Source organism: Nocardia amikacinitolerans, from assembly GCF_900215415.1.
Classification (GTDB): domain Bacteria; phylum Actinomycetota; class Actinomycetes; order Mycobacteriales; family Mycobacteriaceae; genus Nocardia; species Nocardia amikacinitolerans.
In genome coordinates this window covers 1,219,841-1,239,471 of sequence record NZ_OBEG01000002.1, presented here as the reverse complement: position 1 = coordinate 1,239,471, position 19,631 = coordinate 1,219,841, and the positions used below count along the sequence as shown (strand labels likewise).

At 68.5% G+C, this 19,631-nt stretch carries 19 protein-coding genes; 10 read left to right on the top strand and 9 right to left on the bottom strand.

Annotated features, from left to right (window positions below; genetic code table 11):
• The first annotated feature begins 48 nt into the window (after window positions 1-48).
• Window positions 49-921: a DMT family transporter gene (locus CRP45_RS13830; protein WP_097245326.1), complete on the top strand. Its 873-nt coding sequence runs from the start codon at window positions 49-51 to the stop codon at window positions 919-921.
• Window positions 922-966: 45 nt separating this feature from the next.
• Here the strand turns inward: CRP45_RS13830 and CRP45_RS13825 are convergent, their stop codons facing one another.
• Window positions 967-1,158: a GNAT family N-acetyltransferase gene (locus CRP45_RS13825; protein WP_097245325.1), complete on the bottom strand. Its 192-nt coding sequence runs from the start codon at window positions 1,156-1,158 to the stop codon at window positions 967-969.
• 153 nt (window positions 1,159-1,311) lie between these two features.
• Between CRP45_RS13825 and CRP45_RS13820 the strand changes: the two genes are divergently transcribed.
• The 3 genes from CRP45_RS13820 (at window position 1,312) to CRP45_RS13810 (ending at window position 3,913) form a co-directional block, all read left to right on the top strand.
• Window positions 1,312-2,106: an HAD-IIA family hydrolase gene (locus CRP45_RS13820; protein WP_097245324.1), complete on the top strand. Its 795-nt coding sequence runs from the start codon at window positions 1,312-1,314 to the stop codon at window positions 2,104-2,106.
• A 252-nt stretch (window positions 2,107-2,358) separates the two neighbouring features.
• The gene (locus CRP45_RS13815) at window positions 2,359-2,991 is read left to right on the top strand and encodes a TetR/AcrR family transcriptional regulator (RefSeq protein ID WP_253784462.1); all 633 of its coding nucleotides are present in this window, start codon (window positions 2,359-2,361) and stop codon (window positions 2,989-2,991) included.
• Between the two features lie 61 nt (window positions 2,992-3,052).
• Window positions 3,053-3,913 carry an alpha/beta hydrolase family protein gene (locus CRP45_RS13810; RefSeq protein ID WP_067791195.1) on the top strand — a complete coding sequence of 287 codons (861 nt, stop codon included), beginning with the start codon at window positions 3,053-3,055 and terminating at the stop codon, window positions 3,911-3,913.
• A 37-nt stretch (window positions 3,914-3,950) separates the two neighbouring features.
• Here the strand turns inward: CRP45_RS13810 and CRP45_RS13805 are convergent, their stop codons facing one another.
• Complete coding sequence (locus CRP45_RS13805) at window positions 3,951-4,589, bottom strand: TetR/AcrR family transcriptional regulator (protein ID WP_179830860.1); 639 nt, start codon at window positions 4,587-4,589, stop codon at window positions 3,951-3,953.
• 264 nt (window positions 4,590-4,853) lie between these two features.
• On the opposite strand from CRP45_RS13805, the gene CRP45_RS13800 reads away from it, so the two are divergent.
• On the top strand, window positions 4,854-6,209 hold the full coding sequence (locus CRP45_RS13800) for a WS/DGAT/MGAT family O-acyltransferase (RefSeq protein WP_097245322.1): 1,356 nt from the start codon (window positions 4,854-4,856) through the stop codon (window positions 6,207-6,209).
• Between the two features lie 3 nt (window positions 6,210-6,212).
• On the opposite strand, the gene CRP45_RS13795 is transcribed toward CRP45_RS13800, so the two are convergent.
• A complete protein-coding gene (locus CRP45_RS13795) occupies window positions 6,213-8,270 on the bottom strand; it encodes a prolyl oligopeptidase family serine peptidase (protein ID WP_097245321.1) in 2,058 nt (685 codons plus the stop codon).
• 42 nt (window positions 8,271-8,312) lie between these two features.
• Window positions 8,313-8,858, bottom strand: coding sequence for an AMIN-like domain-containing (lipo)protein (locus tag CRP45_RS13790; RefSeq protein WP_097245320.1), 546 nt, complete (start codon window positions 8,856-8,858; stop codon window positions 8,313-8,315).
• A gap of 156 nt (window positions 8,859-9,014) precedes the next feature.
• Between CRP45_RS13790 and CRP45_RS13785 the strand changes: the two genes are divergently transcribed.
• Window positions 9,015-9,989, top strand: coding sequence for a dipeptidase (locus tag CRP45_RS13785; protein ID WP_097245319.1), 975 nt, complete (start codon window positions 9,015-9,017; stop codon window positions 9,987-9,989).
• Between the two features lie 262 nt (window positions 9,990-10,251).
• On the opposite strand, the gene CRP45_RS13780 is transcribed toward CRP45_RS13785, so the two are convergent.
• Both CRP45_RS13780 and CRP45_RS13775 read right to left on the bottom strand, forming a co-directional pair.
• Window positions 10,252-11,277, bottom strand: a complete 1,026-nt coding sequence (locus CRP45_RS13780; protein WP_097245318.1) for an NADP-dependent oxidoreductase — start codon at window positions 11,275-11,277, stop codon at window positions 10,252-10,254.
• A 257-nt stretch (window positions 11,278-11,534) separates the two neighbouring features.
• Window positions 11,535-12,584, bottom strand: coding sequence for an AraC family transcriptional regulator (locus CRP45_RS13775; protein WP_097245317.1), 1,050 nt, complete (start codon window positions 12,582-12,584; stop codon window positions 11,535-11,537).
• 143 nt (window positions 12,585-12,727) lie between these two features.
• Here CRP45_RS13775 and lpdA point away from each other — a divergent pair, with 143 nt between their 5' ends.
• From lpdA to CRP45_RS13760, 3 genes are all read left to right on the top strand, one after another.
• Complete coding sequence (gene lpdA / locus CRP45_RS13770) at window positions 12,728-14,128, top strand: dihydrolipoyl dehydrogenase (protein ID WP_067791208.1); 1,401 nt, start codon at window positions 12,728-12,730, stop codon at window positions 14,126-14,128.
• Window positions 14,129-14,362: 234 nt separating this feature from the next.
• The gene (locus CRP45_RS13765) at window positions 14,363-15,061 is read left to right on the top strand and encodes a polysaccharide deacetylase family protein (RefSeq protein ID WP_097245316.1); all 699 of its coding nucleotides are present in this window, start codon (window positions 14,363-14,365) and stop codon (window positions 15,059-15,061) included.
• A gap of 102 nt (window positions 15,062-15,163) precedes the next feature.
• Entirely contained in the window at window positions 15,164-15,472 is a 309-nt protein-coding gene (locus tag CRP45_RS13760; protein ID WP_179830859.1) for a hypothetical protein, read from the top strand.
• On the opposite strand, the gene CRP45_RS13755 is transcribed toward CRP45_RS13760, so the two are convergent.
• A complete protein-coding gene (locus tag CRP45_RS13755) occupies window positions 15,457-15,873 on the bottom strand; it encodes a PPOX class F420-dependent oxidoreductase (protein WP_067791214.1) in 417 nt (138 codons plus the stop codon). The two genes, CRP45_RS13760 and CRP45_RS13755, sit on opposite strands and share 16 nt — an antisense overlap.
• A 38-nt stretch (window positions 15,874-15,911) precedes the next feature.
• The gene (locus CRP45_RS13750) at window positions 15,912-16,310 is read right to left on the bottom strand and encodes a winged helix-turn-helix transcriptional regulator (protein WP_097245315.1); all 399 of its coding nucleotides are present in this window, start codon (window positions 16,308-16,310) and stop codon (window positions 15,912-15,914) included.
• Window positions 16,311-16,403: 93 nt separating this feature from the next.
• Here CRP45_RS13750 and CRP45_RS13745 point away from each other — a divergent pair, with 93 nt between their 5' ends.
• Window positions 16,404-17,252, top strand: a complete 849-nt coding sequence (locus CRP45_RS13745) for an SDR family oxidoreductase (protein ID WP_097245314.1) — start codon at window positions 16,404-16,406, stop codon at window positions 17,250-17,252.
• A gap of 92 nt (window positions 17,253-17,344) precedes the next feature.
• On the opposite strand, the gene CRP45_RS13740 is transcribed toward CRP45_RS13745, so the two are convergent.
• Window positions 17,345-17,722, bottom strand: coding sequence for a VOC family protein (locus tag CRP45_RS13740; RefSeq protein ID WP_097245313.1), 378 nt, complete (start codon window positions 17,720-17,722; stop codon window positions 17,345-17,347).
• Between the last annotated feature and the right edge of the window lie 1,909 nt (window positions 17,723-19,631).

The following is a 19,631-nucleotide window of genomic DNA, read 5'->3' as shown; positions in this document are numbered from 1 at the left end:
GATCGCGAACGTCCGCGGCACTCCGGGCGACGTCGGTAGTCTGCGGTGATGGCGCACCTGCATGCGATCGGATTCGCGCTGGTCGCCGCGCTGTGCATCGCGTTGAGCGCGGTCATGCGGCACTGGGAGGCGGCGCGGGTGCCTGATCTGGATCTCGGGCGACTCGGCGCGATCGGCAGCCTGGTTCATCGGCCGCTGTGGTGGTTCGGCACAGCGGTCGGCGCGGGCGGTTACGTCTTCCAGGCGATGGCGCTCGGTCGCGGATCGGTGCTTCTGGTCCAGTCGCTTCTGGTGAGTTCCCTGCTGTTCGCCTTGCCACTGGCGGCGACTCTCTCCGGCCGCGCGATTCGGCGTTCGGAATGGTTGTGGGCTTTGGTGCTCAGCGTCGCCATCGTGGTGCTACTGATCGTCGGCGATCCACGGCAGGGGAAACAGCATGTGGCGGCCTGGCATTGGGCGTTGACCGCCGCGATCGGCGTCCCCCTCTTCGTGGCCTGCCTGCTCGGCGCGCGACAGCCGGGCAGGCGGCGGGCGCTGCTGCTCGGCATCGCGGCGGGCGCGCTGTTCGGCTTGGCGGCGGTGCTCACCAAAGGCGTGGTCACGTTGATCGGGGAGGGTGCCGCCGCGGTGTTCGGTTCCGCGGAGACCTACGCCCTCGTCGTGGTGGGCGTCGCCGCGGTGGTCCTCCAACAGGACTCCTACCAGGCGGGGGCGCTGCAAGCCTCACTGCCCGCCGCGACGGTGACCGAACCCGTCGTCGCCGCGGCTCTCGGCATCCTGCTGCTGGACGAGTACTTCGACGTCGACGGCGCCCACGTCATCCTGCTCGCCCTCGCCCTCACCGCGATGACCGCCGCCACCCTCGCCCTGGCCCGCTCGGCCGCATCCGAACCCGCCCCGGCCCCCACTCCGATTCGCTGACCCAGTTCGATGCGCCCAGGCATTCGGCCGAATCCGGCCCCGCGGTCAGTCGGTGGTGATGCGGGCGTGTAGGTGCAGGTCGTGCCACCGCTGGGTCGCCGGATCGGCGAACGCGGCGAACACCGCCGAGGCATCACCGGCGAGCCACGGCCGTAGGACGAGGCCGTCACCGGTCGTGATCGTCGGCTGGTCGGCATCCCAGAACCGTTGCACCACATCGGGAGTCGAAAGCGCCATGGTCGAATTCTCCGCCGGTCGATCGATCGTCGCGCGACTCGCGTTCCGGCGCCACCGGCGCCTGATGATCGGACGCAACCGGGCGGCCCGATGTAAGCACCTTGTCTGACCGTTCCACGGGCGCACCACCCACTCCGGTCGTAGGCTGAATCCATGTCGCGCGGCGAGATCAAGGGCGTGCTCTACGACATCGACGGCGTGCTGGTTACCTCATGGCACGAGATCGAGGGAGCGCGCGACGCCGTGCGGGAATTGCGCGAAAAGGGTTTGCGCCGAGCATTTCTCACCAACACCACCTCGAGGACTTGCGCCGAGATCGGCAGTCGTTTGAAGTCGGAGGGATTCGAGATCGATACCGAGGAAATCGTCACGGCGGCCAGGCTGACCGCTGAATTCCTGCGGCGCCGCTATCCGGATTCCCGTGTCTGGCTGTTGAATCACGGCGACATCGAAGCGGATCTGGCCGGATTGGAACTGGTCGAGAAGGACCCCGATGTGGTCGTGATCGGCGGCGCGGGAACGGAATTCACACACCGCGCGCTCAGCAGGGTGGTCGAGCTGATGCTGGACGGCGTGCCGGTCGTCGCGATGCAGGGCGGTCTCACCTGGGCCACCGACGAGGGCCTCCGTATCGACGCGGGCGCGTATCTCCCCGGCCTCTCGGCGGCGGGCAACGCGGAGATCGAGGTGATCGGCAAACCCGCCCCGACGGGGTTTCGCACCTGCGCGCAGCTCATGGAACTCGAGCCCGCCGAGATCGTGATGGTCGGCGACGACCTGCATTCCGACGTGCTGGCCGCGCAAGCCGTCGGCATGACGGGCGTACTCGTCCGCACCGGAAAGTTCCGCCCCGGCGTACTCGCCGCCGCCGACGTCGCGCCGGACCACGTGATCGACTCGGTGGCCGCGCTGCCGGAACTGCTGTCGACCAGCGGCGTCGCCGGGTGAAGGATCGGAACCGGTCCGTTCGAAAAAAGTTCTACGAAATTCCTCCAAAAGCCTTCCTGTGCGGCGGATTGCTCGGTATCGTCCGTGTCGGCAAACAGCCAGTGACAACGGAGTTGCGATGGTCGGATCGGAGGAATGTTTGATCTAGCTACCAGGCTGCCAACTTTCGGCTAACGCGCGGTCGGTCGAAGGTTGAGACGAAGGGCCCGATCCATGACGAGGGGATCGGGCCCTTCGGTATTGTCTGCCCCAATGTCACAGGATGCGAATACGGGACGAATGTATGCCGGGCAACCCGTAGAGGACCGGCAACGCCAGCGGCGTGCGCGTTTTCTGGAATCGGGCCTGACGGTCTTTGCGCGCGACGGATACGCCAATAGTTCGGTGGGCGCCATCTGTAAAGACGCCGGGCTCTCCTCGCGACAGTTCTACGAGGAGTTCACCGGGCGCGAGTCACTCCTACTAGAGCTCTACGAGCAAATCGACAAGGAGTCGCGCGAAGCGGTGACCGCCGCGCTCGACAAGAAGACCGACGCGTCCGCGCTGGAGATCATCGACGCCGCGGTGCGCGCCTACGTCGAGTCCATCGGCGCCGATCCGCGCAAGGCGCGCGTCGCGCTCGTCGAGGTGGTCGGCGCCGGGCCGAAGGTGGAGAAATTCCGCCTGGAGCTGCGCCGGGTGTGGGGCTCGCTACTCGCGAGCGCCGCGGAGGACGCGGCCATGCACGGCGAAATCCCGCCGGGTGACTACGAAATGCGGGTGCTGGCGATCATCGGCGCGGTGAACTACGTGGTGGATTCGTGGAGCGGCTCGGATCCGCGCCCGCCGCTTGACGATGTGATCCGCGTGCTGAGCCGGGTGATCATGGGCGCGGTCGGCGCGTAGCGGACCGGCTGGTCGGCTGCCCGCGCGGCGGCGCCCGAGGCCGCGCGGTAGCGTGCGCAGCATGGAGACAGTTCCGATCCAGGTGCCGGACGGCAGCACCATTCCGGTGCGGTTGATTCCGGCCGAGGGTCAGCACCGGCATCCGGTGACGCCCGACGCGCCGCGCCCCGTCGTGGTGATCGTGCCGGGGCTCGGCGTGCCGGGCGCGTACTACGAACTGGTCGCCCAGCAGCTCGCCGCGCGCGGATTCGACGCGGCCATCGGCGAATTGCGCGGCAACGGCGACAGCCGCCCGCGGCCGAGCCCGACCAGCACCTACGGCTACCACGAACTGGTGTCGGTCGACTTCCCTGCCATCTTCCAGGTGGTGCGCGATCGGTTCCCGTCGAGCACGCCGTACCTGCTCGGGCACAGCATGGGCGGTCAGCTCGCCGTCATGTACGCGGCGCGGGTCCGCGGCAGGCTCGGCGGGCTGATCCTGGTCGCCTCGGGCACGCCGTATTACCGCGGCTATCGCGGATTGTTCAGTCCCGGCATGCTGTTCGGCACCGCCGCCGCCTCGCTGACCGCGAGCCTCGCCGGTTTCTGGCCCGGCGACCGGATCACCGTCGGCGGCTTCGGACCCCAGTCGAAGGTGCTTATCTCCGACTGGGCGCGGCTGGCCCGCACCGGCCGTTTCGTTCCGGTCGGCGCCGATATCGACTACGAGGAGCGCATCGCCCGGCTGAAGCTTCCGGTCCTGTCGATCACCATCGCGGGCGACGAACTCACCCCGCGCGGGTCGGCCGAACATCTGCTGAGCAAAATGCCCGCCGCCGACCTGACCACCTGGCATCAGCCGGAACGCTTGGGGCATAACGGCTGGATCCCGGATCCGAATTCGACCGTCGACCGCATCGAGAAATGGTTGCGCGACCGCTGAGTGCTCCAGCGACCCAGCGGCTCAGCGGCAGCGCACCTCAGCGGCTCGTCGCCAACCGGCCCGCGAACCCGTCGAGCATCGCCTCGATGCCGACCTCGAAGTGATCGCCGCCCGCCGCGGCGCTGACCAACGTGTCGTTCTCGGGCACAACGGATTTGCGGCCGCGCCGCATCGCATCGCCGTCACGCACCGCGGCGACGGCTTGGCCGAGGATGTGGCCGATCACGTAGTCGCGTAGGCACTGGGTCAGTTGGCGGGCATGGTCGGGCTCGAAACCCGTGCCCTGCAACCGTTCGATCATCCAGTTCCCGGTCTCGATCGCGGCCGGGCTGCGTACCGGCCGGGTCGCGAAGACCGGCACCGCGTTCGGATGCCTACGCAACGTCGACCGCAGCCTGCGCGCGTACGCACGCAGCAGTTCACGCCAATCTTCCTGCCACGGTAGGCTTTCCATCTCCAGCTCGGCGAACATGGCCGCCGCGATCCCGTCGAACAGATCCTGCTGATCGGAGAAATGCCGGTTCGCCGCCATCGGATCGGCGCCCAGCGCGGCGCCGAGCTTGCGCATGGAGAACCCGTCGAGCCCGGTCTCGTCGATGACAGTCAGCGCGACCGCCGCGATGTAGTCGCGGTTCAGCGCGGTGCGGGTGGGCGGTGTCCGCTTGCGCGACGTCATCCGGCGACCAGCCGCCGCGGGTCCGCCTGCCGGACGACAACGCACGCCGGTAACCGCCGCGTGCCGTGCGCCGGGGCGGCTGGAAAGGACGACATGCGGGCATGGTAGCCGCCACCGCTTTGCGGCTACGCTGTAGATCTCATCTACGACGTAGATGTTTGCCGCGCGATGACCGCGAACACGCGACGGTGGAGCCGAATCCGGCCGACCGGCGCGGGCGAAGCGGTACATTTCTTCGACTCGGGTTCGGCAAGGGACGGGCACATGGTCGAGTTGATATCTCCACCCGACGCGATCTTCCTGGTGAACGAGTCGCGGGAACACCCGATGCACGTCGGTTCGCTCCAGCTGTTCCAGCCGCCGGACGACGCCGGTCCCGACTTCGCCAGAACCATCCACGAACAGATGCTCGCGATGCCGGTGCGCAAGCGCCTGTTCCGCAAACGTCCTGGCACGCTGCTCGGCGGCATCTCCAGCCTCACCTGGTCCTACGACGACGAGGTCGATCTGGACTATCACCTGCGCCGCTCCGCGCTCCCCTCGCCGGGTCGGGTGCGGGAACTGCTCGACCTCACCTCCCGGCTGCACAGCAGCTTGCTCGACCGGCACCGCCCGCTGTGGGAGCAGCGTTTGATCGAGGGACTCGACGACGGTCGCCTCGCGGTCTACACGAAGGTGCACCACGCGCTGATCGACGGCGTCTCGGCGCAACTGCTGCTCCAGCGCACGCTGAGCACCGACCCGAACGCGACCGACGTCCAGGTGCCGTGGAGTTCCTCCGGCGAGGGCCGACGCGGTGGGGGGCCGTCGCTGGCCGGGCGCGCGGTGGGCGCGTTGCGCGGCATCGGCGGCATCGCGCCGTCGACCCTGGCGCTGGCCAAACAGGCGCTCGCCGAACACCGGCTCGCCCTCCCGTTCGACGCGCCGGACTCGATGTTCAACGTGCGAATCGGGGGAGCGCGGCGTTGCGCGGCGCAGTCCTGGCCGCTGGCGCGGATCAGGGCGGTGAAGGCGGCGGCCGACGTCACCGTCAACGACGTGGTCCTCGCGATGTGCTCGGCCGCGCTGCGCTGCTATCTGCTCGAGCACGACGCGCTGCCGGATCGGTCGCTCATCGCGATGGTCCCGGTGTCGCTGCGGCACGACGGCGCCGACGAGGGGAGCGGCAACAGCGTCGGCACGATCCTGTGCAACCTCGGCACCCATCTGCCCGACCCCGCCGTGCGACTGCGGACGATCAGCGAGTCCATGAGCGAGGGCAAGCGGTTGTTCGCGCGGATGCCCAAGACGCAGGCACTCGCGGTGTCGGCGTTGATGATCGCGCCGCTGGGCCTGTCGACCGTGCCGGGCTTCGTCTCGATGACGCGCCCGCCGTTCAACATCGTGATCTCCAACGTGCCAGGCCCGCGCGAACCGATGTACTGGAACGGCGCGCGGCTGGACGGCAACTACCCGATGTCGATCGTGCTGGACGGCCAGGCGCTCAACATCACCGTGACGTCCAACGCCGACAACCTCGATTTCGGAGTGGTCGGCTGCCGCCGCAGCGTGCCCCACCTCCAGCGGATCCTCCGGCACCTGGAGGCGGGGCTGGCCGAGCTGGAGCACGCCACAGCGTGAGTCCTATTCGCCCTTCTCCATGAGCATTTGGGTGAAGAACTCGTAGATGAGCGCGGCCTGGAACGCCATCTGCTTGTTGTCCGCGGCGCCGCCGTGCCCGCCCTCGATGTTCTCGTGGTACCAGAACGTGTGTCCCTGCTCCTCCAGCAGCGCCGCCATCTTGCGCGCGTGCCCGGGGTGGACGCGGTCGTCGCGGGTGGAGGTGGTGAGCAGGATGGGCGGGTACTCCGCGTCGGCGCGCACGTTCTGGTACGGCGAGTACTTGCCGATGTACTCCCACTCCTCCGGCTTGTCCGGATCGCCGTACTCCGCCATCCACGATGCGCCGGCCAGCAGCAGGTGGTAGCGCTTCATGTCGAGCAGCGGGACCTGACAGACGATGGCGCCGAACAGCTCCGGGTACCTGGTCAGCATCACGCCCATCAGCAGGCCGCCGTTGCTGCCGCCTACCGCGCCGAGCTGCCGCGGTGTGGTGATGCCGCGGTCGACGAGATCCCTTGCGATGGCGGCGAAATCCTCGTACACCTTGTGGCGGTTGGCCTTCTGCACCGAGGTGTGCCACTCCGGGCCGTACTCGCCGCCGCCGCGGATGTTGGTCATCACCCAGGTGCCGCCGCGCTCGAGCCAGCCCATGCCGGACGCGCCGCTGTAGGCGGGCGTACGGGACACCTCGAAACCGCCGTAGCCGGACATGACCGTCGGGCCCGGCTCGTCGGTGCGGTCGTGGTGCCGAATCACGAAGTACGGCACCATCGTTCCGTCGTCGGAGCGGGCGAAGAACTGCTCGGTCTGCACGCCTTCGGCGTCGAAGAACGCGGGCTCCTGCTTGAGCTGTTCGGTGCTGCCGCCGACCGCGCTGGCAAGCAGCGTGGCCGGGGTGGTGAAACCGCTTGTGGTGAGCATGAACTCGTCGCCGCCCTCCAGCGGGTCCAGGTTCATGACGCTGGTCGTCGCCATCGGGGGCGTGTCGGCCAGCGGCTCGACGGACCACCCGTCGGGGCCCGGGGTGAGTACGTGCAGCTTGGTCTGCACGTCCTGAAGGGTGATGAGCAGCAGGTGGTTCTCGGTCCAGCCGTAGCCGTGCAGCGAGGTGTGCGCGTCGGGGGTGAACAGCGCCTCGAATTCCCGTGCGCCGGAAAGGAAGCTCTCGAAATCGGTGGCCAGCAGCGCACCGGCCGGATAGGTCACGCCGCCCACCTCCCACGGCGACTTCAAGCGAACCAGCAGCCAGTCCTTGTACCAGGATTCGCTGGCGTCGGTCGGCACGTCGATGTGGCGCAGCGTGCCGTCGTCCTCGATGAGGTAGACCTCTTCGTTGAAGAAGTCGGTGGCGCGGCCGACGAAATGGCGTTCGTAGCCGGGGGTGCGGTCGTAGCCTGCGGAGACCGCGACGTCTTCCTCGGCGCCCTCGAAAACCGTTTCGGCGTCGGCGAGTTCGGTGCCGCGCCGCCAGCGCTTGGCGATGCGTGGGTATCCGGATTCGGTCAGCGAACCGGGGCCGAAATCGGTGCCGACATACACCGAGTCGACATCGATCCAGCGGATCTCCGATTTCGCCTCGGGCAGGAAGTAACCGCCGTCCGTCGGTTCGATGAATTCTCTTCGTTCGATGTCGAATTCGCGAACCACCTTGGCGTCGGCGCCGCCGCGGGACAGGCTGACGAGCGCACGCGACTGTTCCGGCCGCAGCACCGCGGCACCGCCCCACACCCAGTTCTCGCCTTCGGTGGCGGCCAGCGCGTCCAGGTCGATCAGGACGTCCCAGTCCGGTGACTCCTTGGCGTACTCGGCGAACGTGGTGCGCCGCCACAGGCCGCGCGGGTGCTCGGCGTCGCGCCAGAAGTTGTACAGCCAGCGCCCGCGACGGCCCGGGTAGGCGATCTTGGTGTCGGTGTCGAGCATGTCGAGGATGCGGCGCTCCAGCTCGGTGAACCGCTCGGTCGAGGCGAAGCGTTGTCCGACGACCTCGTTGTGGGCGCGCGCCCACGCCAGTGGCCGTTCGCCGGTCACCTCTTCCAGCCACAAGTAGGGATCGTTCACGTTCTGCTCGACGCCGCTCATGTCAACTATTGTTGCTGAGCGGCGTCCTCCCTGCGTGCGCGGTTACCAGAAGTGTGCGACGTCGATCACGACCCGCGATCCGCCGCCGGGTCCGTCCAGCGTGAACACCCGGAACGGCAGCCGCGCGCGCACGCCGACGCCCAAGGTGGTCTGGCCTTCGAACGACCCGGCCCAGGCGACCTGCCGGAGGGTTCGATAGCCGGCGACTCTCGCCAGTTCGCCCCGATCGGCCGGGTTGTAGGTGGGGTTGCCCGCGTTGTCGTAGGCAGGAGCGTGCACCGTCACGCTCAGGAAGGCGCCGCCGCGCAGCGGCACGGGTGCGCCGGAGGCGTCCATGCTCACCGAGCCGACATAGGTCGCCCGGTAGCCGGTGACCGGACCTGCGACGTCGATGACGAGCCGGTCGAAACACTGGTGGCGACCGGAGCGCACGCTCGTGACGGGCGCGGTCGAGTGGTTCGGCTCGGTCTTCTCGAGCGAACCCCAGACCAAACCGCAATAGGAAGGGGTCGCGTCGGCGGAGCCGGGAAAGATCAGGAGTACGATTCCGGCGGCCAGCGCGGAAATCAGAACGAGGAAGCGACGCACGTCGCACCGCCTTGGGGCAGTTGGGATGAAGCACACGGGAAATCGGTCGAATCCGACAGTTCGTTAGCCACCGTTGTGTCGCGGATTCGTCTCGAATTCGTCGCTGCCCGCGCTCATTAAGATCGAACTTCCGCACCGAGCGACAGGAGTTCGAATTTGGCCGCCTTCCTGTGGGAGCAGCACTGTTGTCTGCCGCTGCTGCCCTCCGCCGACATCACGGAGCTGGCCAGGTATCCGCTCGGTTCCTACCTGTCGCTGAACATCGGCTACTCCAGTCAGAGCACCGCCGATTCGCTGGCGCTGGTGCGGCAGTTCCGCCGGGATGCGCTGGCGGACGGCCGGTTTCGATTGGTCAGCGGTCTGGACGACCTCGGCGATCCGGAACGGATCGCGCTCGCCTTCGATCTGGAGGACTCCGAGCCGCTCGGCGGCGACCTGGACAACGTCGAGGTGTTCCACGAACTCGGCGTGCGCTCGCTGCTGCCGACCTACAACTATGCCAACGCCGCGGGCTGCGGTTGTCTCGACACCGAGGACACCGGACTCACCGCCTACGGTAGGGATTTGGTGCGCAAGCTCAACGAGGTCGGCGTGTTCGTCGACGGCGCGCATTGTTCGCGGCGTACCGGGCTGGACCTCGCCGCGTCGACCGCCGTGCCGATGATCTACAGCCACGCCAATTTCGCCGCGCTGTGGGATCACCCGCGCAACATCACCGACGAGCAGGCCATGGCGTGCGCCGAGACCGGCGGTGTCATCGGTATCAACGGCGTCGGAATCTTCCTGGGGCACAACGAGCCCGACGAACGAGCCCGGCGCGTCGCGGCCATGGCCGACCACGTCCAATACGGTGCGGAACTCGTCGGCGTGCAGCACATCGGCATCGGCTCGGACTACTCCTTCGACGCCGACGATTTCAACGCCGAGTTGTTCGCCAATCCGGACGCGTTCTCGGAGTCGTATACCAAATATGGTCCACTGCAATGGGTTCCGCCGGAGGACCTGCTCGGCGTCGGCGTCGGTCCAGGGCTGGACGCCGAGCTGGCCGCGCGCGGATTCACCGAGGACGAGCGGGCAGCGGTGTTCGGTGGGAACTTCCGCAGGGTCGCCGAACAGGTCTGGCGGGACTGAGCGGGCTTCGGCTTGCGCGGCTGTGGCCCGGGCTCACTCGTCCTCGGCCGTGCGGTTGGCACAGGACAGGACGTTGACAAGGGCGGAGGGTGCTTGCGCAACCCCCCCGTGAGCGGTCTGCTGGGTGTGCCGTCGGGCCAGACGGTGTGGTCGGCGCAGGACAGGACGCCGACAAGGGCGGCGGGTGCTTGCGCCAACCCCCGTGAGCGGTCTGCCGGTTGTGCCGTCGGGCAGGCGGTGTGGTCGGCGCTGACCGGTGCGTTCATCCCAGACGCACGAGCATCTTGCCGGTGTTGGCACCCGACAGCACGCCGAGGAACGCGGCGGGTGCCTGCTCCAGCCCTTCGTAGACGGTCTCTCTTGTGCGCAGGGTGCCGTCGGCCAGCCAGGCGGCGGCCTTGGCGATGTACTCGCCGAAGATCGGGAAGTAGCTGCTCACCAACATGCCGCGCAGCGAAACCTCTTTGGTGGCAGCCAGATACAGGTCGGGTCCTTGCTCGCCGGTCGCGCCGTTGTATCCGCTGATCGCGCCGACGAGCGCGACCCGGCCCTTCGGCCGCATGGCCGCCACCGCGACGCGCAGGTGCTCACCGCCGACGCTGTCCAGGTAGACGTCGATGCCCTCCGGAGCTGCCTCCGCGAGCTGCCCCGCCAAGTCGCCCGCGCGGTAGTCGATCGCGGCGTCGAAACCGAATTCCTCCAGCAGCAGAGCGGTTTTCGCCGGACCGCCCGCCGAGCCGACGACCCGGCCCGCACCGAGCGCCTTCGCGATCTGACCCGCGACACTACCCACCGCGCCCGCCGCCGCCGAGACGAAGACGGTGTCGTCGGGCCGGACCGGCGACACATCGGTGAGCGCGGCGTACGCGGTGAGCCCGGTGGTGCCGAGCGCGCCGAGGAAGTGCTGCGGCTCGGCCGCGGACGTATCGATCGGCGTCGCGAGCTCGTCATCGACCACCGAGTGTTCCCGCCACCCCGCGAAGTGGGTCACCGTGGCGCCCACGGGAATCCGCGCCGACCGCGAGGCGATCACCTCGCCGACCGCGGACCCCTCCAACGCCGCGCCGACCTGAAACGGTGCGATGTAGGACGGACGATCGTCCATCCGACCGCGCATGTAGGGGTCGACCGACATCCAGGTGTTGCGCACCAGGATCTGCCCTTCGGCGAGTTCGGGGATCTGTCGGGTCACCAGCGCGAAGTTCGCCTGGGTAGGCGCACCCTCGGGCCGGGCCGCCAAGTGAATCTCCCTGGTTGTGACCGTGTTCGAAACCGCCTGTGTAGTCATCTGTTTCGCACTTCCTCCGAGAACGTTCCGGACCGTTCCATCCGGCACGAATCACGTTATGGGCGCCCCAACCGACTTCCCAGGTCCTCCGCCGCCACCAACCGGTCCGAACACGCCACCATCCTGGCGCGCCCCGCTGCAACTTCGCGCCGTGCAGAGAGAGGGGACTTCGCAGACGCTTTGTACCCTTCGCAAGAGTTGCACGGTCTGCGAAGCGTGTGCACGGCCTGCGAGGACATGCGTCCCGCTCGACGGTGTCAGCTGCGCCGACGGGTGGATGGCGAGGTGCCGGTCCAGCGCCGGAAGGCCTTGCGTAGCGCGCGGTCGTCGGCGAAGCCGAGGCGGTCGGCGACGGACGCGGTGGTAAGTCCTTGGTCGAGAAAGGCTTTCGCGCGTTCGTAGCGGGCCAGGTCGACCTCGTGCCGCCATCCGGTGTCGTGCTCGGCGAGTTGACGTTGCAAGGTCCGCGGGCTCACGGCCAAGCGGTGGGCGACCGCGGCGAGGGAGGGTTCGCCCTGGTCGAGGATGGCGTCCAGGGCAGTGCGGAAGGCCTCCAGCGGGCCGGGGACCGGCTTGGCCGTGGCGAGCACCAAGTCGGCGTGGCTGCGGAGCAGGTCGGCGAGCATGGGGTCGGCGCGGGGGAGCGGTGCGGCGGCGTCGGCGGCGGTGAAGGTGATGGTGTCGGCCGGTGCGTCGAATTCGATGCGGTCGGTGCCGAAGGCGGTGGTCAACACCTCGTGGGACGCCGGGGCGGCGCGGCTGAAGGTGAGCCGGGCGGGGACGACGGGTCGACCGGTCGCCTCGCGGGCGCGGCGCAGGTAGTAGGCCAGCACGTACTCGTTGACCACCGCGGAGACGTCGGGATCGCCCGCGGTGGTGCGGTAGCCGACCGTGAGTTCGCCGGGGTGGTCCAGCTCGAAGCCTTCGGCGGCGGCGGTCACCACCCGGTGGTAGGGCTGTGCCGCCCGCAGCGCGTCGGCCAGCGTCGGGCCGGTGGTGACGAGATAGTCCCAGGTGGTCAGTGTCCCGAGCGGCGCGGCCCGCGCCACGGCAAGTCCAGCTCCCGGCTCCGGCCTCGCCCGCGCGAGCAACTCCCACAGGTCGACCAGCGAGCGCAGCGGAATCCGGTTGAGTTCACCGGCCAGCGCGGCGTCATCGATCGAGGGAATGCGGGCCAGCCGCGCCGGATCGACATTCGATAGCCGAACGACATCACGGACCAGGCGGACGAGGTGCGTCGAGGTGGTGCCGTCGATCGGATCGAGCGGCCGGACGCCGTCCGCACCGCTCGATCCGCCGTTTGTCACCAGCTCACCGTAGTGCTCACGCGGCCGATCCCGTCCAGGTCGGCGCGGCCTCGGCGGCGCTCGTCCGTCCCCCTGTGCTCGGCATCTCACCGAACCGGGACCACGGTGGGTGAACTCCCGGCAACGGAGTTAGGCTCGGTGGCGTGACTTCCCACTACGATGTCGTCGTTCTCGGCGCTGGTCCCGGCGGTTATGTCGCCGCGATCCGTGCCGCTCAACTCGGCCTGCGAACAGCGATCGTCGAGCAGAAATACTGGGGCGGTGTGTGCCTGAACGTGGGCTGCATCCCGTCGAAGGCGTTGCTGCGCAATGCCGAACTCGCGCACATTTTCACCAAGGAGGCCAAGACCTTCGGCATCACCGGTGAGGCGAGCTTCGACTTCGGCGCGGCGTTCGACCGCAGCCGCAAGGTGGCGGACGGCCGGGTCAAGGGCGTCCACTTCCTGATGAAGAAGAACAAGATCGACGAGTTCGACGGCAAGGGCACTTTCGTCGACGCGAACACGCTCTCGGTCGAGCTGTCCAAGGGCGGCACCGAGACCGTCACGTTCGACAACGTGATCATCGCGACGGGCACCGTCACCAAGCTGCTGCCCGGCACCCAGCTCAGCGCCAACGTGGTCACCTACGAAGAGCAGATCATGACCCGGGACCTGCCCGGTTCGGTCCTCATCGTCGGCGCGGGCGCGATCGGCATGGAGTTCGGCTACGTCCTGAAGAACTACGGCGTCGACGTGCGCATCGTGGAGTTCCTGGACCGCGCGCTGCCCAACGAGGACGCCGACGTCTCCAAGGAGATCACCAAGGCGTACAAGAAGCTCGGCATCACCATCACCACCGGTGCGGCCGTGCAGTCCATCGACGACGACGGGTCCAAGGTCACCGTCTCGATCAAGGACAACAAGTCCGGCTCGGTGGAGACCGTCACCGTCGACAAGGTGCTGCAGGCCGTCGGCTTCGCGCCGCGGGTGGAGGGCTACGGCCTGGAGAACACCGGCGTGCAGCTCGAGCGCGGCGCCATCGCCATCGACGACTACATGCGCACCAACGTGCCGCACATCTACGCCATCGGTGACGTCACCGGGAAGCTGCAGCTCGCGCACGTCGCGGAGGCGCAGGGCGTGGTCGCGGCCGAGACCATCGGCGGCGCGGAGACCGTCACCCTCGGTGACTACCGCATGATGCCGCGCGCCACCTTCTGCCAGCCGCAGGTGGCCAGCTTCGGCCTCACCGAGGAGCAGGCGCGCGCCGAGGGCTACGACGTGAAGGTCGCGACCTTCCCGTTCACCGCCAACGGCAAGGCGCACGGCCTCGGCGACGCGACCGGTTTCGTGAAGCTGATCTCCGACAACAAGTACGGGGAGCTGATCGGCGGCCACCTGATCGGACCGGACGTCTCGGAGCTGCTGCCCGAGCTGACCCTGGCCCAGAAGTGGGACCTGACGGTCAACGAGCTGGCGCGCAACGTGCACACCCACCCGACGCTCAGCGAGGCGCTGCAGGAGGCCATCCACGGTCTCGCGGGCCACATGATCAACTTCTGAGCGGTGTTTTCGGCGCGCTAGCGCGCGGGTTCGCGGCCCCCCTGATGTCTCGTTTCCGAGCGTTCGAGTCTCGCACCTTCGGTGCATGCGTCTCGAACGCTCGGAAGCGAGACGGGCCGCGAACGGGCTCGTAAGACTCGCCCTCGGGGTGGCTGGTAGGGCGCGGAGGATGCGTTCGCCCGAATATGGTTCTCGCCGAGGGGGTTCGGTCGCGACTTCTGATATACAGCGAAGATGCTTCGCCGAATGCTGACCGGGGCCGCGCTCGCCCTCGTCCTCGTCGTGCTGCTGGGCGTCGGCACCTATTTCCTGATGAACTCGCGCACCTATCAGGTGGCGGGGCGGCTGGTCGATCGGGTCGACACCGCGGACAAAGTGGTCGCGCTGACGCTCGACGACGGTCCCTCCGACAACGCACCCGAAGTGCTGAAAGTCCTTGCGGACGCGGGCGTTCCGGCTACGTTCTACCTGAACGGGCGTGATCTCGCCGCGCGACCCGAGGCCGGTAGGGCGATCGCCGCCGCCGGTCACGAGATCGGCAACCACACCTACAACCACCGCCGCATGGTGTTCGTCTCCGACGAGACCGTGCGCGCCGAGATCGAGGACACCGACGCCGAGATCGCGAAGACCGGCTACCGCGGACCCATCACCTTCCGCCCGCCCTACGGCAAGAAGCTCTGGTCGCTGCCCCGATACCTCGCCGACCACGACCGCACCACCGTCATGTGGGACGTCGAACCGGACTCCGGCAAGGTCGCCACCACCGACCAGATCGTCGGCGAAACCCTCGCGAACGTCCGCCCCGGTTCCATCATCCTGCTGCACGTCATGAGCAACCCGGACTCCCTCGCCGCCATCCCCCGCATAGTCACCGAACTACGCGCCGACGGCTACACCTTCCTCCCCGTCACCCAACTCCTCACCCGTTGAGCGAAAGTCCCACTCCCGGTGGTGCTTTCGAAGTAGAACGTGCTCGTGGAGGGCGCTCGGCGCTGGCTCGTCGAGGGCGCCCGGCGCCGTAGCATCGCGGCCATGGACGGTTTCCTGCTGTTCGTGCTGTCGGTCGGTCCCATCGTCGGGGTCACGGCCGGTTTCGCGTGGGCAGCGACGCGGGCTCGTCGCCGCGGTCTCGGTGGTTCGCTGGTCGGTCCGTTCCAAGAGATGTGGGATCCCGGCGCGGCGCGAACCCGGATCGAGATCGAAATTCGAGCCGAGCAGCGGGCACCGGCGCCGTCGCCGGGCGATCCGCCGGACACGGACGGTGTTCGACCGGACACCGACGCCAGCCGTCGAGTTCGCGCGGAATCCGAGGCTTGTGAGCCCGGTCAGAGCATTCCGTAGGCGCGGTCGGGGGTGAAGCGGGCGATGACGCGGTGGTCTTCGACCATGGAGCGGCGGTAGTCGGACCAGTCGGGGTGTTCGCCGGAGGCGGCGCGGTAGTAGGCGACGAGTTCGTCGACGGTGGGGTCGTCGGGGTCGGCGGCGACGGGGGTGAGTTCGACGGTGCCTTCGAGGACGGCGTAGGCGAAGAAATCGTCGCGGGTGACGTGCAGCGCGGCCCACGGGTCACGGCGCAGGTTGTGGTATTTCGCGCGGTCGGCGGTGATGGAGATGCGGATGATGTCGTCGTCGCCGACGACGTGCAGCACATTGGACAGCTGGGGCCTGCCGTTGCGGCGGATGGTGGTCAGCACGGAACGGCGAGCGGAGCGAGCGAAATCGACGGCTTCGGAGAGTTCCATGTCTCCTGCAACCGCTCGGCGGGCGCGGTCGTTCCCGATCACTCGCGGTGGTAGGCGGCTTGGGCCTCCTGCACCCGCGGCATGTTCTTCTCCACCAGCTGAATGAGCCCCTCGAGCTGGGCGGCCACCTCGGCGCCGAGTTCGGTCAGGGTGTACTCGACGCGCGGCGGAATCGTCTCCTGCACCTCGCGGTGCACCATGCCGTCGCGCTCCAGCGCCTGAAGAGTCTGCGAGAGCATGCGTTCGCTCACACCGTCGACCCGCCTGCGCAGCGCGCTGAAGCGGTACGGCCCCTCTCGCAGCGCCACCAGCGCGAGAATGCCCCACCGGCTCGCAATATTCTGCAAAACCGGCCGTGACGTGCAGTTTCGCGCGAAGACGTCGGCTTCCAGCGTCGCGTCGTCGACCTCGGCCGACGGGATGGGCTGGGTGTCCATGGGGTCGATGGTACCCGCCTTGACGGCAGTGGCATCAGAATGCATAGTGCTTACTAATAGTTAGTACATGCAGATCTGACACTTGGAGGAATCATGACCGTCGCCGTCGCGGGAGCAAGCGGACAACTGGGCAGGCTCGTCGTCGAGGAACTGTTGCGCGCGGGCGTTTCGCCCGTGGCGATCGTGCGCGATTCGGGCAAGGTGGCCGATCTGGCCGACCGCGGCGTCGACGTGCGTGAAGCCGACTATGGCGACGCCGCCGCACTCGACCGCGCGCTCGCGGGCGTCGACCGGCTGCTGCTGATCTCCGGCAACGAGTTCGGACAGCGAATTGTCCAGCACACCAACGTGATTCGCGCGGCCGAGCGCGCGGGTGTCGGGCTGCTCGCGTACACCAGCATTCCCCGTGCCACCGAGAACCCGCTGATCCTCGCGCAGGAGCATCGCGGCACCGAGGCCGTGTTGACCGAGTCCGCCGTGCCATACGTACTGCTGCGCAACGGCTGGTACTGGGAGAACTACCTCGGCGGCCTCGCGCACGCGGTGGAATCCGGTGTGCTGCACGGCGCGGCGGGCGAAGGTCGAGTGGCCGGTGCGGCCCGCGCCGACTACGCCGCGGCCGCCGCGCGCGTGCTCACCACCGACGGCCACGAGGGTCGCGTCTACGAGCTCGGCGGCGACGAGCGGCTCACGTATGACGAACTGGCACAGTCGATCTCGGAGGCAGCGGGCAAGCCGGTCCGCTACCAGAACCTCGCCGAGGCGGACTACGCCGCCGCGCTGGAGCAGGCCGGGCTGCCCACCGCCTACGCGAAGGCGCTGGCCGACGCGGACACCGGCATTGCCGCGGGCTACCTCGACGTCGACTCCGGCGACCTGCAAAAACTCCTCGGCCGCCCGTCCACCCCGGCCGTCGAGGTCTTCCGCGCCGCCCTCGGCTGACTGGGAAACCGCTGCCACACACCTTTCGTACGCCTCACACAGTCATCGGCTGTGTGAGGCGTACACGCGGTGTGTGGCAGCGGACTAGGGGGTTAGACCCACTGGACGAGTTGGAGGATGATTCCGTTCGGGTCGGACATTTGGAAGTAGCGCTCGCCCCATTCCTCGGTCTCGATGGGCGTCACGATCGGTACGCCCTCGCCCTGGAGGCGGGCGTACTCCGCGTCGATGTCGTCGACCACGAACACCACGAGCAACCCGTCGCCCGCGCTACCCGCCGCCCTCGCCGGTTTGAAGGACTTCAGCCCGGTGCGCAGGTAGATGAGGTTCATCCCGGCGTCGGGCCGCTCCAGCGAGACGAACCCGTCGGCGGACATCTTCTCGGTGAACCCGAGGTGGTCGATGACGAACTTGGCCGAGGACTGCGGGTCGGCGACATTGAGCGAAATGGCGGAAGTGGTGATATTCATACATCCTCCTCGGAAAACTCTCTACTTAGTACGCTGTACTTTGTAGAGAAATTTCCGGTCGTCTGCATTATGAACTGAATCACAGTCGGCTGCCAATGCACGCCCGGGACGACGCCGCTCCAGGAGCCACTGCCCAGACGCTGCACAACCTGCGCCGCACCCCTGTGACTTTGCCCTGTGTTGCCCGGCACGGCCTCGAGCTACAAGCCCCGGCCCGGATCGGAGCTGCCCCGGACTGTCCGGCACGGCGTTGCCCGGCAACGCACCGCGCGGCCTGGGCTGCACGCCGGCCAGGCTCGGCCTTGCACTGCATGGTTCGGCGCTGCATAGTGCCGCTCGGATCTGCGTTGCCCGACCAGACCCGGCTCGGCTCGGCCCCGCACCGCATGGCTCGGCGCTACCCAGCCCGGCGCTGCCCAGCCCGACCCGGCTCGGCTCGGCTCGGCTCGGCGGTGTATGGCACGGCTCGGCTCACAGCCGCCCCACACTGACCGGCGCCGCGTTGCGCGGCCCGACCCGGCTCCACTCGTTCCGCACTGCATGGCTCGGCGCGACCGGCCGCTGCCCGCCCCGGCTCAGCCCGGCGTTGTATGACACGGCTCGGCTCAGCTTCGAGCCATCCGGCTCCAAGCTGCCTCACCTCGCGGCGTTGAGTTGTCCGGTCCCGCACTGCGCTGCCCGGCGTTGCACGGGCTGACCCGGCCAGCGTTCCACGGCTCGGCGCCGCAAAGTTCCGGCACCGCACCGTCCGGCGCTCCGCCGCACAGCCTTGCCACCGCATGGCTCGGCGCTGCACTTCGCCGCTCGGCCCGGCGTTGCCCGACTTGGGTCGGCGCGGCGATGTCCGGCTCGGAGCTGCCTCACCTCGCGGCGTGGAGTTGTCCGGTCCCGCACTGCGCTGCCCGGCGTTGCACGGGTCGACCCGGCGAGCGTTGCACGACTCGGCGCTGCAAGGTTCCGCCGCCGCCCGGTTAGGCGCTCCACGGCTCGGCCTTGCTACCGCATGGCGCTGCACTTCGCCGCTCGGCCCGGCGTTGCCGACCCGGGTCGCCGCGGCGATACCCGGCTCGGCCTCGGGTGCATGGCTCAGAGTTGCACGACCAGGTGCTGCACATTACTGCTCGGCCCTGTGTTGCACCGCTCGGCTCTGCATTACTCTGGGCGGCTGGCCGGACCCGGCTCGGCCCGGCGGTGTATGGCACGACTCGGCTCGCAGCCGCCCGGCTCGGAGCTCCCTCACCCCCCGCGTGGTGTTGTCCGGTCCCGCACTGCGCGGCCGGCGTTGCACGGCCCGACCCGGCCAGCGTTGTACGGCTCGGCGCTGCAAGGTGCCGGCGCCGCGGTCCGGCACTGAACGGTTGGCACGCTTCTTCGGATCCCGTTGCTGAACACATAGCGCGGTGATGGTCGACGCCAACCCCTCATATCGGCGCTGCACGGCTCGCGTTGCAGGGCCCTGCGCTGCCCGGCCCGGTGCTGCCCGACCCGGCTCGGCTCGGCCTCGCATTGCACGGCGCGCGCCGCTCGGCCCGGCGTTGCCGACCCGGCATTACCCGGGTCGGCCTCGGATCGCATGGTTCGGCGCTGCACGACCAGGCTGCACGGCCCGCGCTGCACAGCATGCCGCGCGTTGTACGGCTCGGCGCTGCAAGGCCCCGGCGCAGCGCGGTCCGGCGCTGAACGGCGTGGCACGCTGCAGATTCCGTCGCGCTGAACAGCGTTGTGATGGTCGACGCCAACACTCGTATCGGTACTGCCCCGGCTCGCGCTGCGCGGCGCCGCTCGGCCAGGCCTTGCGCGCATGACTCGGCGCTGCGCGGCCTTTGCTGCACGGCGTTGCCGGCAAGCACTGTGCGGCCCGGCAAGCACTGTGCGGCCCGGCAAGCACTGTGCGGCCCGGCAAGCACTG

Excerpts from the sequence above, each read along its gene's own strand:
- CRP45_RS13830 (WP_097245326.1), top strand. The coding sequence starts at position 49 with ATGGCGCACCTGCATGCGATCGGATTCGCGCTGGTCGCCGCGCTGTGC.
- CRP45_RS13760 (WP_179830859.1), top strand. The coding sequence starts at position 15,164 with ATGGACGGTTTCCTGCTGTTCGTGCTGTCGGTCGGTCCCATCGTCGGG.
- CRP45_RS13765 (WP_097245316.1), top strand. The coding sequence starts at position 14,363 with ATGCTTCGCCGAATGCTGACCGGGGCCGCGCTCGCCCTCGTCCTCGTC.
- CRP45_RS13780 (WP_097245318.1), bottom strand. The coding sequence starts at position 11,277 with ATGACTACACAGGCGGTTTCGAACACGGTCACAACCAGGGAGATTCAC.
- CRP45_RS13825 (WP_097245325.1), bottom strand. The coding sequence starts at position 1,158 with ATGGCGCTTTCGACTCCCGATGTGGTGCAACGGTTCTGGGATGCCGAC.
- CRP45_RS13805 (WP_179830860.1), bottom strand. The coding sequence starts at position 4,589 with ATGACGTCGCGCAAGCGGACACCGCCCACCCGCACCGCGCTGAACCGC.
- CRP45_RS13740 (WP_097245313.1), bottom strand. The coding sequence starts at position 17,722 with ATGAATATCACCACTTCCGCCATTTCGCTCAATGTCGCCGACCCGCAG.
- CRP45_RS13750 (WP_097245315.1), bottom strand. The coding sequence starts at position 16,310 with ATGGACACCCAGCCCATCCCGTCGGCCGAGGTCGACGACGCGACGCTG.
- CRP45_RS13815 (WP_253784462.1), top strand. The coding sequence starts at position 2,359 with ATGTCACAGGATGCGAATACGGGACGAATGTATGCCGGGCAACCCGTA.
- CRP45_RS13755 (WP_067791214.1), bottom strand. The coding sequence starts at position 15,873 with ATGGAACTCTCCGAAGCCGTCGATTTCGCTCGCTCCGCTCGCCGTTCC.
- CRP45_RS13745 (WP_097245314.1), top strand. The coding sequence starts at position 16,404 with ATGACCGTCGCCGTCGCGGGAGCAAGCGGACAACTGGGCAGGCTCGTC.
- CRP45_RS13820 (WP_097245324.1), top strand. The coding sequence starts at position 1,312 with ATGTCGCGCGGCGAGATCAAGGGCGTGCTCTACGACATCGACGGCGTG.
- CRP45_RS13795 (WP_097245321.1), bottom strand. The coding sequence starts at position 8,270 with ATGAGCGGCGTCGAGCAGAACGTGAACGATCCCTACTTGTGGCTGGAA.
- CRP45_RS13800 (WP_097245322.1), top strand. The coding sequence starts at position 4,854 with ATGGTCGAGTTGATATCTCCACCCGACGCGATCTTCCTGGTGAACGAG.
- CRP45_RS13810 (WP_067791195.1), top strand. The coding sequence starts at position 3,053 with ATGGAGACAGTTCCGATCCAGGTGCCGGACGGCAGCACCATTCCGGTG.